This window comes from Streptomyces sp. DT2A-34 (assembly GCF_030499515.1).
In the GTDB taxonomy this organism is placed as follows: Bacteria; Actinomycetota; Actinomycetes; order Streptomycetales; family Streptomycetaceae; genus Streptomyces.
In genome coordinates this window covers 7,099,568-7,113,510 of sequence record NZ_JASTWJ010000001.1, presented here as the reverse complement: position 1 = coordinate 7,113,510, position 13,943 = coordinate 7,099,568, and the positions used below count along the sequence as shown (strand labels likewise).

The 13,943-nt window shown below is 67.9% G+C and carries 10 protein-coding genes and 1 pseudogene; 6 read left to right on the top strand and 5 right to left on the bottom strand.

Features of this window, described 5'->3' with window-relative positions:
* Position 1: 1 nt before the first annotated feature.
* From yjfF to QQM39_RS31900, 5 genes and pseudogenes are all read right to left on the bottom strand, one after another.
* Entirely contained in the window at positions 2 to 1,042 is a 1,041-nt protein-coding gene (yjfF, locus tag QQM39_RS31920; RefSeq protein ID WP_302001004.1) for a galactofuranose ABC transporter, permease protein YjfF, read from the bottom strand.
* Complete coding sequence (locus QQM39_RS31915; protein ID WP_302001003.1) at positions 1,039 to 2,139, bottom strand: ABC transporter permease; 1,101 nt, start codon at positions 2,137 to 2,139, stop codon at positions 1,039 to 1,041. Before QQM39_RS31915 ends, yjfF begins: the two co-directional genes overlap by 4 nt.
* Complete coding sequence (locus QQM39_RS31910; protein ID WP_302001002.1) at positions 2,136 to 3,674, bottom strand: sugar ABC transporter ATP-binding protein; 1,539 nt, start codon at positions 3,672 to 3,674, stop codon at positions 2,136 to 2,138. Before QQM39_RS31910 ends, QQM39_RS31915 begins: the two co-directional genes overlap by 4 nt.
* A 98-nt stretch (positions 3,675 to 3,772) precedes the next feature.
* A complete protein-coding gene (locus tag QQM39_RS31905; RefSeq protein WP_302001000.1) occupies positions 3,773 to 4,771 on the bottom strand; it encodes an ABC transporter substrate-binding protein in 999 nt (332 codons plus the stop codon).
* 155 nt (positions 4,772 to 4,926) lie between these two features.
* Positions 4,927 to 5,974, bottom strand: a pseudogene (locus tag QQM39_RS31900) (LacI family DNA-binding transcriptional regulator).
* A gap of 541 nt (positions 5,975 to 6,515) precedes the next feature.
* Here QQM39_RS31900 and QQM39_RS31895 point away from each other — a divergent pair.
* From QQM39_RS31895 to mmsB, 6 genes are all read left to right on the top strand, one after another.
* Entirely contained in the window at positions 6,516 to 7,679 is a 1,164-nt protein-coding gene (locus tag QQM39_RS31895) for a mandelate racemase/muconate lactonizing enzyme family protein (protein WP_302000999.1), read from the top strand.
* Positions 7,680 to 7,716: 37 nt separating this feature from the next.
* Positions 7,717 to 8,721 carry a zinc-binding dehydrogenase gene (locus tag QQM39_RS31890; RefSeq protein WP_302000998.1) on the top strand — a complete coding sequence of 335 codons (1,005 nt, stop codon included), beginning with the start codon at positions 7,717 to 7,719 and terminating at the stop codon, positions 8,719 to 8,721.
* A 121-nt stretch (positions 8,722 to 8,842) separates the two neighbouring features.
* Positions 8,843 to 9,811, top strand: a complete 969-nt coding sequence (locus QQM39_RS31885; protein ID WP_302000997.1) for a hypothetical protein — start codon at positions 8,843 to 8,845, stop codon at positions 9,809 to 9,811.
* 139 nt (positions 9,812 to 9,950) lie between these two features.
* On the top strand, positions 9,951 to 11,063 hold the full coding sequence (gene chvE / locus QQM39_RS31880) for a multiple monosaccharide ABC transporter substrate-binding protein (RefSeq protein ID WP_367669305.1): 1,113 nt from the start codon (positions 9,951 to 9,953) through the stop codon (positions 11,061 to 11,063).
* 32 nt (positions 11,064 to 11,095) lie between these two features.
* Positions 11,096 to 12,646 (top strand): multiple monosaccharide ABC transporter ATP-binding protein, encoded by a 1,551-nt coding sequence (gene mmsA, locus QQM39_RS31875; RefSeq protein WP_302000995.1) that lies wholly within the window; start codon positions 11,096 to 11,098, stop codon positions 12,644 to 12,646.
* Complete coding sequence (gene mmsB, locus QQM39_RS31870; RefSeq protein ID WP_128428198.1) at positions 12,643 to 13,887, top strand: multiple monosaccharide ABC transporter permease; 1,245 nt, start codon at positions 12,643 to 12,645, stop codon at positions 13,885 to 13,887. The genes mmsA and mmsB overlap by 4 nt, the downstream gene beginning before the upstream one ends.
* Positions 13,888 to 13,943: the final 56 nt, after the last annotated feature.

Here is a 13,943-nt window from a genome sequence, read left to right as displayed (position 1 = left end):
CCTAGGTTTGCTTGCGCGCCGTCATCGCCCGCTGGATCAGGATGAACGCGCACAGCAGCACACCCGTGGCGATCTTCGTCCACCAGGAGCTGAGCGTGCCCTCGAACTGGATGATGCTCTTGATCAGGCCCAGCACGAGGACGCCGAACAGGGTGCCCAGGACGTAACCGGAGCCGCCCGTCAGCAGGGTGCCGCCGATGACGACCGCGGCGATCGCGTCGAGTTCCATGCCGACGGCGTGCAGCGGGTCACCGGACTGGATGTACAGCATGAACAGCAGGCCGGCCAGCGCCGAGCAGAAGCCGCTCACCGTGTACACGGCGATCTTCGTGCCGCCCAGCGGAAGCCCCATCAGCAGCGCCGACTGCTCGTTGCCGCCGATGGCGTACACCCGGCGGCCGAAGCGCGTGTAGTGGAGTATGTAGAAGGCGGCGGCGAGGACGACCAGGGCGACGACGGCGCCGATCGACAGCTCCCCCAGTCCGAGCGACACCCGGGTCTGGGCCATGCTGCTCACCGTGGAGTCGCTGATGGAGATGGACTCCTTGCTGATGACCAGGCAGAGGCCCCGGAAGAGGAAGAGTCCGGCGAGGGTCACGATGAACGGCTGGATCTCGAAGTTGTGGATCACATAGCCCATGAGGTAGCCGCCGAACGCGCCCACCCCCAGGGCGAGCGGGATGACCAGCAGCAGCGGCAGGCCCTGACGCTCCACCAGCCACGCCGTGAACATGGTGGTGAAGCCGATCAGCGAACCGACGGACAGGTCGATGCCGCCGGACATGATGACGAAGGTGGCGCCGACGGCGGCGACCAGCAGATAGCCGTTGTCGATGAACAGGTTGAGGAAGACCTGCGGTTCACCGAAACCGTAGTTCTGGTAGCGGCTGAGACCGCCGATGTACATGGCGAGGAACAGGCCGGCCGTGACCAGGACGGGCAGCCGCCGGTCGCCGAGCAGACGCGCGGCCGTGGACGCCTGGGCCGGCGTGGACGTCGTACGGCCTTCCGCTGCCGTACGGGTCTTGGTGGTCGCGCTCATCGCGACACCTCCATCTTCGGGGCGGCGTCGGCCGGGGTGGCGGGCTCCGCCGGGGCGGTGGTCCGGGCGCGTCCCTTCGCGCCGAAGACCTTGGCCCGGAACTTCGGGGACTGCAGCAGGCAGACGACGATGACGACGACGGCCTTGAAGACCAGGTTGGTCTGGGTGGGCACGCCGATGGTGTAGATCGTGGTGGTCAGGGTCTGGATGACGAGGGCGCCGATCACGGTGCCGCCGATGGAGAACCGGCCGCCGAGCAGCGAGGTGCCGCCGATGACGACCGCGAGGATCGCGTCCAGCTCGATCCACAGGCCGGCGTTGTTGCCGTCCGCGGCCGAGGTGTTGGAGCTGATCATCAGGCCGGCGATGCCCGCGCACAGGGCGCAGAACATGTACACCATGATCTTGATGCGCCGGGAGCGGATGCCGACCAGGCGGCTGGCCTCGGCGTTGCCGCCGACCGACTCGACGAGCAGGCCGAGCGCCGTACGGCGGGTCAGGGCGACGGTGACGGCCACTACGGCGGCCACCACGAAGATGGAGAAGGGCAGGGTCAGCCAGTAGCCGCCGCCGATGAGCTTGTACGGCTCGCTGTTGATGGTGATGATCTGGCCGTCGGTGATCAGCTGGGCGACACCGCGTCCGGCGACCATGATGATGAGGGTCGCGATGATGGGCTGGATGCCCATCCGGGCGACCAGGAAGCCGTTCCACAGGCCGCAGACCACTGCCGCCACCAGGCCGATGCCCATGGCGAGGAAGACCCCCGCCAGCGCGTTCTGGTCGGCCTGGTCGCTGATGTACGAACAGGTCAGGGCGCCGGTGATGGCGACCACGGCGCCGACGGAGAGGTCGATGCCGCCGGTGGCGATGACCAGGGTCATGCCGACCGCCACCAGGATCAGCGGCGAGCCGAACAGCACGATCGAGACGAGGCTGCCGTAGAGGTGGCCGTCCGCCATCCGGATCGCGAAGAAGTCGGGTGTGAAGGGGACGTTGACGAGCAGCAGGGCGATCAGGACCGCGACCGGCCAGAACAGGTGGTGGTGCGTCAGTGCTCGCCAGCGGGAGGGGGTGGTCACTGCCGGGGTACTCACTGGTGCTCTCCGCTCGCGATGGTCTCCAGGATCTTGCTGGTGGTGATCTCCGGCCCGTTGGTCAGCTGTGCCACGAGCTTGCGGTCGCGCAGCACTCCGATGGTGTGGCTGAGCCGGAGCACCTCCTCCAGTTCGGCCGCGATGTACAGCACGGACATGCCCTCCTCGGAGAGGGAGACCACGAGCTTCTGGATCTCGGCCTTGGCGCCGACGTCGATGCCGCGCGTGGGCTCGTCGAGGATCAGCAGCTTCGGCTGGGTGATCAGCCAGCGGGCGAGCAGCACCTTCTGCTGGTTGCCGCCGCTCAACTGGCCGACGCGGGCCTCGGGGTTGGCGGGGCGGATGTCGAGGGCCTTGATGTACTTGGCGACGAGTTCGTCGCGCTGGGCGGCCGGGATGGGCCGGCTCCAGCCGCGGGACGCCTGGAGGGCGAGGATGATGTTCTCGCGGACCGTGAGATCGGGGACGAGGCCCTCGGTCTTGCGGTTCTCCGAGCAGAACGCGACACCGGCGCCGATGGCGTCGTTGGGGGCGCTCATCGAGACCTGCTTGCCGGCGACGGTCACCTTGCCGCTGTCGGGCTGGTCGGCGCCGAACAGCAGCCGGGCCAGTTCGGTGCGGCCCGAGCCGAGCAGTCCGGCGAGGCCGAGCACCTCGCCCTTCTTGATCTCCAGGTCGAAGGGGGCGATACCGCCGGCGCGTCCGAGGCCCTCGGCCTTGACGAGCGTCTCGCCGACGTCGGAGCGCAGCTGGTGCTCGTGCAGCTCCTCCAGCTGGTCCAGGGCCTTGCCGATCATCAGCTCGATCAGCCCGACCTGGTCGAGGTCGGCCACCATGTGCTCGCCGACCAGGGTGCCGTTGCGCAGCACGGTCATGCGGTCGCAGATCTCGTAGATCTGGTCGAGGAAGTGCGACACGAACAGGATCGCGACGCCCTCGTCCCGCAGCCGCCGCATCAGGCGGAACAGTTCGAGGACCTCGTCGCGGTCGAGGCTGGAGGTGGGCTCGTCCAGGACGAGCACCTTGGTGCCGGAGCCCTCGCCGTCGCTGTCGCCGTGGCCCACCGACCGTACGATCGCGACCAGTTGCTGCACGGCCAGCGGGTACGAGGACAGCGGCGCCGTCACGTCGATGTCGAGGCCGAGCCGGTCGACCATCTCCGCGGCCTGCTTGCGGATCTGCTTCCACTGGATGCGGCCCGCGCGGGTGGGTTCACGGCCGATGAAGATGTTCTCCGCCACCGAGAGGTTGGGGCAGAGGTTGACCTCCTGGTAGACCGTGCTGATGCCGGCGTGCTGCGCCTGCAGCGGGCTGCCGATCCGTACGGCCTTGCCGTCGAGGGTGATCGTGCCGCCGTCCAGGGAATGGACCCCGGTCAGCACCTTGATGAGGGTGGACTTCCCGGCCCCGTTCTCGCCCATGAGGGCGTGGATCTCGCCGGGGAAGAGCCGGAAGTCGACGCCCGACAGAGCCCGTACCCCCGGAAACTCTTTGACAATGCCCGTCATCTCCAGGACGGGCCGCGGCTCTGCCATGGCAGCGCTCCTCTTGAATGGTTCAGGCCCGCAGGGAGCCTCCCGGGACCGGACGGTCGCCGGTCGGTCGGAAGCTCCCTGCCGGTGGGTGCGGTCGGTCAGTACTTACGGGTGGGGAGCGCGTCCTTGGCCTGGTCCTGCATGAAGTCGCTCTCCTCGGTCTTGATCCAGCGCTCGACCGTCTCGCCGGCGTGGACCTTCTTCACGGCCTCCATCAGCTGGGGGCCGAGCAGCGGGTTGCACTCGACGATCGCGTTGATCTTGCCTTCGGACATGGCGATGAAGCCGTCCTTCACGCCGTCGACCGTGACGATGAGGATGTCCTTGCCGGGCTTCTTGCCGGCCGCCTCGATGGCCTGGATGGCGCCGAGGCCCATGTCGTCGTTGTGCGCGTAGAGGACGTTGATGTCCGGGTTGGACTGCAGGAAGGCCGCCATGACCTGCTTGCCGCCGGCGCGGGTGAAGTCACCGGTCTGGCTGACGACGATCTCCCAGTCGTCCTTGTGCTCCGCGTCCATGACCTCCTTGAAGCCCTTGGCGCGCTCGATCGCGGGGGCGGCACCGGTGGTGCCCTCCAGCTGGGCGATCTTCACCTTGCCCTTGTGGCCGGCCTTCTCCAGGACCTTCTCCAGGATCTTGGCGGCGCGGCGGCCCTCGTCGGTGAAGTCGGAGCCGACCAGGGTGACGAACAGGGACTCGTCGCTCTCGACGGACCGGTCGGTCAGGACGACCGGGATCTTCGCCGCCTGGGCCTCCTTGAGAATGGCGTCCCAGCCGGTGACGACCACCGGCGAGAAGGCGATGACGTCCACCTTCTGCGCGATGTAGCTGCGGATGGCGGAGATCTGGTTCTCCTGCTTCTGCTGCGCGTCGGAGAACTTGAGGTTGTAGCCCGCCTCCTTGGCGGCCGACTTCACCGAGTCGGTGTTGGCGCTGCGCCAGCCGCTCTCGGAGCCGACCTGGGAGAAGCCGAGGGTGATCGTCTTGCTGCCGCCGGAGGAGCCGGAGGAGCCGCCGTCCTCCTTGGCGCAGGCCGCCAGACCGGCCGTGGCCGCCACGCCGACCGCCGCAGTGAGGAAGTTCCGTCTGTTGAGCATGTTCTTCTCCTTTGAAGAGCCGGCCCGGGGATGGACCGCTGGTACTCGTCTGGTACTCGTGGGGACCGGCTGCACTGCGTCCAGCCTGTCGATCATTGTTCGAAATATCGGTCACGTATGTCCGAAGGACGAAAGGCGACCGGGGTGGTGCTGTGTCAGCCGGGAGCGGCTCCCGGTTGCGGCAGGTACGGGAACGTACTTGCGCGGACGACGAGTTGGGGTTCGATGGTGATCTGGGACGTCCCGGAGGGGGTACGGCCCTCGATCAGGTCCAGCAGCAGGGCGATGCTCCGCTTGCCCACCGCCGCGAAGTCCTGCCGGACGGTGGTGAGCGGCGGGGCGAAGAACTCCGACTCCGGAATGTCGTCGAAGCCGGCCACCGCGACGTCCTGGGGCGTACGCACGCCCGCCTCACGCAGTGCCCGCAACACCCCCAGTGCCATCTGGTCGTTGGCCACGAAGACGGCGGTCAGGCCGCGCCCCACCCAGCCCGCCAGTTCCTGGCCGGCCCGGTAGCCCGACAGCGGGCTCCAGTCCCCCCGCAGCAGCATCGGTGGTTCCACGTCCGCCTCTTCGAGGGTCGCCCGCCAGCCGTCGACCCGGTCCACCGCCTCCTGCCAGTACTCGGGCCCGGCGAGATGCCAGACCCTGCGGTGGCCCGCGGCGAGCAGATGGCCGGTGGCCAGCCGTGCGCCGAGATTCTGATCCACGTTGACGCTGGGGACCCCGGCGCCCGAGCCGGTGCCCACGGCCACCACCGGGAACGGGTGGCGGAGTTCGGCGAGGGCCTCGACCGCCGACCGCTGCGGGGCGATGGCGATGACCCCCTCCACCCCGCCCTCGCTGAGGCGGTCCAGGGCCTCGGACAGCGTCTCCACCGTCAGCCTGCGCAGACTGACCGTCGAGACCAGATCAGCCCTCGGCACGCGCCGCCTCCTCCAGCGCGAACAACGTACTGGCCGGACCATAGAGCGTGGTGTTGGAGGCGACCACGCCCAGGGTCCGGGTGCGCCGGGTCGCCAGGGCCCGTGCGGAGAAGTTACGGCGGTAGCCCATCTCCTCGATCGCGCGCAGCACCTTGGCCCGTGTCTCGTCCCGCACATTGGGGTGGTCCCCCAGCACGCGGGACACGGTCTGGTGGGACACACCGGCCTGGCGTGCCACGTCGGCCATGGTGGGCGGCCGAAGCTGCGAGTGGGTCACAGCCGCACCTCCTTGGCGGTCGCCCGCCGATAAGACCTGCGCCGAGGGCCGATGGTTCGGCGCCGGCCGCGTCATGCCGGTCTTCCGGAAGGACCAACGGCACGGGGCGGGAAGGCGAGTTGAAGCACTGCTGACACGACGCTCATACCTCCTTGCATGCCGTCGGGGCCGACTGGTGAATGCGGACGCCATTGTGAGCGCTAACAATTCACGCCGGTCAAGAGGGCGGCGCCAGAGAAGTCGTCACGGTTGAATAACGCGACAGGCGGCGGAGGTTCCGACGCCGAGGGCGTTTTACCTGGTCAGGAGCGCTTCGAGTACCCACCGGAGGAGGCATGCACGCACCCTCGAAGAGCCCGGCGACCCTCGCGGCACACCCCGTCGCATCCGCCTCGCCGGCCGTCTCCGCCGCCGCATCGAAACGATTGTTTGTAGACCCATTGACACTCGCATGTGGTCGTCCCTACTGTCGCGACCAGCATTTCGAACGAGTGCCGAAATTTCGAACAGACCGAACAGATCGAAGAGGACAGGGAGTACCGTGCGCATCACGGGAATCAGCACACACGTCGTCGGAACGCCCTGGCGGAACCTGACCTATGTCCAGGTGCACACCGACGAGGGACTCACCGGCATCGGCGAGACCCGCATGCTGGGCCACACCGACGCGCTGCTCGGCTATCTGCACGAGGCGAAGACCAATCACATTCTCGGCTCCGACCCGTTCGCTGTCGAGGATCTCGTCAAGCGGATGAAGTACGGCGACTACGGCCGGGCCGGCGAGATCGTGATGTCCGGCATCGCCGTGATCGAGATGGCCTGCTGGGACATCAAGGGCAAGGCCCTCGGCGTGCCGGTCTGGCAGCTGCTCGGCGGCAAGGTCACCGACAAGGTCAAGGCGTACGCCAACGGCTGGTACACCACCGAGCGGACGCCCGAGGCGTACCACAAGGCGGCCCAGGGGGTCATGGAGCGCGGTTACCGGGCGCTCAAGATCGACCCGTTCGGGACCGGCCACTTCGAGCTCGACCACAAGGAGAGCCTCTACGCGGTCTCCCTGATCGAGGCCGTGCGCGACGCCATCGGCCCGGACGCCGAGCTGATGCTGGAGATGCACGGCCGGTTCTCCCCCGCCACGGCCGTCCGCCTGGCCAAGGAGCTGGCGCCCTTCAAGCCCGCGTGGCTGGAGGAGCCGGTGCCGCCGGAGAACCTGAAGGCGCTGGAGAAGGTCGCCGCCAAGGTCGACATGCCGGTCGCCACGGGTGAGCGCATTCACGATCGCATCGAGTTCCGGGAGCTCTTCGAGAGCCAGGCCGTGGACATCATCCAGCCGGACGTCGGCCACATCGGCGGTATCTGGGAAACCCGCAAGCTGGCCGCCACCGCCGAGACGCACTACATGCTGGTCGCGCCCCACAACGTGGGCGGGCCCGTGCTGACCGCCGCCTCCCTGCAGGTCGGCTTCACCGCCCCCAACTTCAAGATCCTTGAGCACTTCAACGACTTCGCGGACGCGGAGATCAAGAAGGTCATCAAGGGCGCCCCCCAGGTGAACCCCGAGGACGGCTGCTTCCACCTCTCCCACGAGCCCGGTCTCGGTGTGGAGCTGGACGTCGACGCCGCCGCGGAGTTCCCGCAGCAGCAGGCCCGGTTCGACCTGTGGGCCGACGGCTGGGAGCAGCGCAAGCCCAAGGGCACCGTGTGAGCGCCCACACCCCTCGGCCCGGCATCGGGAGGACCGAGTGAGCACCGCCGTCGTGATCGAGGCTCCGGGCGAGCACCGGCTCGTCCCGCACGAGCCCCGGCAGCCGGAAGCGGGCGAGGCCCTGGTCCGGGTGCACGCCTCGGGGATCTGCGGCAGTGATCGCGAGGTCTTCCAGGGCAACCGGCCGGAGGGGTACGTCCGCTATCCGCTCACGCCGGGCCACGAGTGGTCCGGGACGGTGGCGGCGGTCGGTGACGGCGTCCCTTCGAGCCTGGTGGGCCGCAAGGTCGTGGGCGAGGGCTTCCGGAACTGCCAGGTCTGTGACCGCTGCCACGCGGGCGAGACCACACTGTGCACGGCGGGCTACGAGGAGACCGGCTTCACCCAGCCGGGCGCCATGGCCCCCACACTCACGCTGCCGGCTCGGCTGCTGCACGTGCTGCCGGACGACGCGGATCTGACGGCGGCGGCGCTGCTGGAGCCGGCCGCGTGCATCGCGGCCGCCGCGCTCAAGGCGAACGCGGTGCCGGGCGAGCGGGTGGCCGTGGTGGGCACGGGGACGCTCGGGATGTTCGCCGTTCAGTTCCTGAAGGCGGGCTCGCCGGCCGAGCTGCTCGTCGTGGGGACGCGTCCGGACCGGGCCGAGCTGTCGAAGCGGTTCGGCGCCACGGACTTCCGTACCAAGGACGAGGAACTCCCTGACGACTTCGACGTCGTCATCGAGACCGCCGGGTCCGCGGACGCGGCGCGCACCGCCGCCGCCCTGCTGCGCCGCGGTGGACGGCTGATCCTGACGGGCATCCCGGCGCCGGGCGCGGACGGGCTCGACCCGACCGATCTCGTGGTACGGCAGCTGGAGGTGCAGACCGTGTTCGGCGCGGCGCCGGAGGCCTGGGCACACACCGTGCGGGTCTTCGGGGCAGGACTCCTCGACCCGCTGCCGCTGGTCACGCACGAGCTGCCGCTGGAGGAGTTCCCGCAGGCCATCGAGTTGGTGGGGTCCGGCGACCCGAAGGTCGGAAAGGTCCTGCTGCGGCCATGACACACCCCTGAGCCGTACGCCGGTACGGGGTACCTGACGACTTCGTACCGGCGTACACCCAAAGCCCCGCACGACCAGAGCCGCGACCCTCGTCCGATATATCGAACATGAAGGACAGCTTGTGACCGACACCACCGCTCAGACGCCGCGCCGCCCCGGCGAGCAGGCGCTCACCGCACTCGGCCTGGGGGCGCCCGCACTCGACCCCTCCGACGCCTCTCCGCACACCTTCCCCGGTGGTGGCCGCTGGCGCACCGAGGTCCCCTCCGTGGAGGGCCCCGAGGCGCTCGGCGTGGTCCTCAAGGAGGCCTCGCGGCTCGATGTGCCGATCCACCGGATCAGCCAGGGCAGCGGCATCTGGATGCTCACCGACGCCGAGATCACCGAGATGGTGGAGGCGACCGCCGAGCGCGACATCGAGCTCTGCCTGTTCACCGGCCCGCGCGGCACCTGGGACATCGGCGGCTCCACCCGTACCGACTCCAAGGGCGGCGGGCTGCGTGCCCGGGGCCACGACGCGGTCGCCGGGTGCGTCGAGGACGCCGTACGCGCCACCGAGCTGGGCGTGAAGTGCCTCCTCGTCGCCGACGAGGGCGTGCTGTGGGCGCTGCACCGAGCGCGGGCCGCCGGCATCATCCCGGCCGACACGACGCTCAAGGTGAGCGCGCTGATCGGCCCCGTCAACCCGGCCGCGTACGCGGTGTACGAGAACCTGGGCGGCGACTCGATCAACGTGCCGAGCGACCTGACGCTGGATCACCTCACCGAGATCCGCCGCGTCTCCGGCGCCCCCATGGACATGTACATCGAGGCCCCCGACGATCTCGGCGGTTACATCCGGATGTACGAGGTCGCCGAGTTGATCAGACGCGGCGCACCGCTCTACCTGAAGTTCGGGCTCTCCAAGGCCCCCGGGATCTATCCCTACGGGCACCACATGAGAGACCTGACGCTGGCCACCGCCAAGGAACGCGTACGGCGCGGACGGCTGGCACTGGACCTGCTGGCACGGCACGGAGCTGACGGCGACATGGCGCCTCTCGGTTCACGGCTGCCCGGAACGCTGAAGCGATTCGAAACTCCCGCATAACGTTCCGGACAAACCCCCTTCACAGAAGAAGACGCAGTCGAACACAATCCCACACACGGTCGGTCGACACCGTTCAACCCTCGAAGCGTCTTCGCTCCGCCAGACGGAGCCCTGCTCACACACATCAAGGATGATGACCATGCGCACTCGCAGAGCCGCACTCACCGCCATAGCCGGAGCCGCCTCCCTCGCCCTGACCCTGTCCGCCTGCGGCCAGAGCGGCGAGGGCGGCAGCAAGGAGGAGGGCGGGGACACCAAGGGCGCGACCATCGGTATCGCGATGCCGACCAAGTCCTCCGAGCGCTGGATCGCCGACGGCAAGAACGTCGTCGCGGACCTGGAGTCGAAGGGCTACAAGACCAAGCTGGTCTACGGCGAGGACGACCCGGACCAGCAGGTCGGTCAGATCGAGAACCTGATCACGCAGGGTGTGAAGGCGCTGATCGTCGCGGCCATCGACAACAAGTCGATGAACAACGTGCTCCAGCAGGCCGCCGACGCCAAGATCCCGGTGATCTCCTACGACCGCCTCATCCTCGGCACCAAGAACGTCGACTACTACGCGTCGTTCGACAACGAGAAGGTCGGCGAGCTCCAGGGCAACTACATCGTCGAGAAGCTCGGCCTGAAGGACGGCTCCGAGAAGGGCCCGTTCAACATCGAGCTGTTCGCCGGCTCCAACGACGACAACAACACCCGCTACTTCTTCCAGGGCGCCATGAACGTCCTGCAGCCGTACATCGACAAGAAGCAGCTCGTCGTCGGCTCCAAGCAGACCGCGCTGAACCAGGTCACCACCCTGCGCTGGGACGGCGGCACCGCCCAGAAGCGCATGGACGACATCCTGACGTCGGCCTACAAGAGCGAGCGCGTCGACGCGGTCCTCTCGCCGTACGACGGCATCTCCATCGGCATCCTCTCGGCCCTGCGGTCGGACGACTACGGCTCCAAGAACAAGCCGTGGCCGATCGTCACCGGCCAGGACGCCGAGGTCGCGTCGGTGAAGTCGATCATCGCCGACGAGCAGTCGATGACCGTCTACAAGGACACCCGTGAGCTCGCCAAGGTGGCCTCGAACATGGTCGACGCGGCGCTCAACGGCAAGAAGCCCGAGGTCAACGACACCAAGACCTACGACAACGGCGCCAAGGTCGTCCCGGCCTACCTGCTCACGCCGGTCAGTGTGGACAAGGCCAACTACAAGGCGACGGTGGTCGACTCCGGCTACATCAAGGAAAGCGACCTCAACTAACCACCCGCCCACTCTGATTGGAAGGCACGACCATGGCGGGACCCGTCCTGGAAATGCGCTCGATCGTCAAGACCTTTCCCGGCGTCAAGGCGCTGTCGGACGTCACACTGACCGTCCAACAGGGCGAGGTCCACGCCATCTGCGGGGAGAACGGCGCCGGCAAGTCGACCCTGATGAAGGTCCTCTCCGGCGTCCACCCGCACGGCACCTACGAAGGGGACATCCTCTTCGAAGGGGAAGTCTGCGAGTTCAAGGACATCAGGGCCAGCGAGCAGCGCGGCATCGTCATCATCCACCAGGAGCTGGCGCTGTCGCCGTTCCTCTCCCTCGCGGAGAACATCTTCCTCGGCAACGAGCACGCCAAGGGCGGGTTCATCGACTGGAGGGAGACTCTGCGGCACGGCACCGAGCTGCTGCGCCGGGTCGGGCTCAGCGACCACCCGGACACCCGCGTCGCCGACATCGGCGTGGGCAAGCAGCAGCTCGTGGAGATCGCGAAGGCGCTGTCGAAGAAGGTGAAGCTGCTCATCCTGGATGAGCCGACCGCGGCCCTGAACGACGAGGACAGCGGCAAACTCCTGGATCTCATCCTGGAGTTGAAGAAGCAGGGCATCACCTCGATCATCATCTCGCACAAGCTCAACGAGATCCGCAAGGTCGCCGACTCGGTGACGATCCTCCGCGACGGCCAGACCATCGAGACCCTCGATGTGAAGGCGCCGGAGACCACCGAGGACCGGATCATCAGCGGGATGGTCGGCCGCGACCTGGAGAACCGGTTCCCGGACCGCACCCCGCACGAGCCGGAGGCGGGCTCCGCCCCCGCGCTGGAGATCCGCAACTGGACCGTGCACCACCCGATCGACCAGCAGCGCAAGGTGGTCGACGATGTGTCCCTGTCCGTGCGGCGCGGCGAGATCGTCGGCATCGCGGGCCTGATGGGCGCCGGCCGCACGGAACTCGCGATGAGCGTCTTCGGCCGCACCTACGGCCGTTACGCCGACGGCAAGGTCCTCAAGGACGGCAAGGAGATCCGTACGAAGTCCGTCCCCGAGGCGGTCAAGCACGGCATCGCGTACGTCACGGAGGACCGCAAGCACTACGGCCTCAACCTCATCGACACCATCAACCGCAACATCTCGCTCAGCGCGCTGGGCAAGGTCGCCAAGCGGGGCGTGGTCGACGAGCACGAGGAGCGGCAGGTCGCCGAGGGCTTCCGCAAGTCCATGAACATCAAGGCCCCGACCGTCTTCGAGCCGGTGGGCAAGCTGTCCGGCGGCAACCAGCAGAAGGTCGTCCTCAGCAAGTGGATCTTCACGGGTCCGGATGTGCTGATCCTGGACGAGCCGACGCGTGGCATCGACGTCGGTGCCAAGTACGAGATCTACACGGTCATCGACCAGCTGGCCGCCCAGGGCAAGGCGGTCGTCTTCATCTCCTCCGAGCTGCCGGAACTGCTCGGCATGTGTGACCGCATCTACACGATGGCCGCGGGGCGGCTGACCGGTGAGTTCTCGCGGGCCGAGGCCTCGCAGGAATCGCTGATGCGTCAGATGACAAAGGACAAAGAGGTATCCCGATGAGCACGGATGTGACCGCCAAGACCCCGGCCCCCGCGCCGCCGGGCAAGAGCGGAGGGGCCGCGGCCGACGGCCTGCTCCAGCTGGTGCTGGACGGCATGCGCCGCAACATGCGGCAGTACGGCATGCTGATCGCCCTCGGCCTGATCGTGGCGCTGTTCGCCGTGTGGACCGACGGTGACCTGCTGCTGCCGCGCAACGTCTCCAACCTGGTGCTGCAGAACAGCTACATCCTGATCCTCGCGATCGGCATGATGCTGGTCATCATCGCGGGTCACATCGACCTGTCGGTGGGATCGCTGACAGCGTTCATCGGATCCATGGCCGCGGTGTTCATGGTCAAGAACGACCTGCCATGGCCCGTCGCCGTCATCCTCTGCCTGGCCATGGGCGCCGTCGCGGGTGCCGCGCAAGGGTTCTTCATCGCGTACGGCGGCATACCATCCTTCATCGTGACCCTCGCGGGCATGCTGATCTTCCGCGGCCTGACGGAGATCTTCCTCGAGGGCCAGACCCTCGGCCCGTTCCCGGAGGGTCTGCAGAAGGTCGCCAACGGCTTCCTGCCCGAGGTCGGCCCGAACACCAACTATCACAACCTCACACTTCTGCTCGGCTTCGGAATGATCGCGTTCGTGGTCTTCCAGGAGTTCCGCGACCGCCGCCGGCAGCAGGAGTTCAACCTGGACGTCCCGCCCTTCAACCTCTTCCTGCTGAAGCTGGTCGCGCTCGGCGCCGCCATCCTCACGCTGACGATGCTGCTGGCCAGCTACAAGGGCGCCCCGATCGTGCTGCTCATCCTGGGCGTGCTGCTCGTCGGCTTCGGCTACGTGATGCGCAACGCGATCATCGGCCGCCACATCTACGCGATCGGCGGCAACCTGCCCGCGGCCAAGCTGTCGGGTGTGAAGGACAAGAAGGTCACCTTCCTGATCTTCGTGAACATGGGCATGCTCGCGGCCCTGGCGGGTCTGGTCTTCGCCGCCCGCTTCAACGCGGCCTCGCCCAAGGCCGGCCTCAACTTCGAGCTGGAGGCGATCGCGGCCTCGTTCATCGGCGGCGCGTCGATGAGCGGCGGCGTCGGCACCGTCCTCGGCGCGATCATCGGTGGCCTGGTCCTGGGCGTGCTGAACAACGGCATGAACCTCGTCGGCATCGGCACCGACTGGCAGCAGGTCATCAAGGGCCTGGTGCTGCTGGCGGCGGTCGGGTTCGACGTGTGGAACAAGCGCAAGGTCGGTTCGTAAGTGCAGCAGGAGGGCCCCGCCGGAAGGCGGGGCCCTGTTCTTTTCAGCGACGGAGG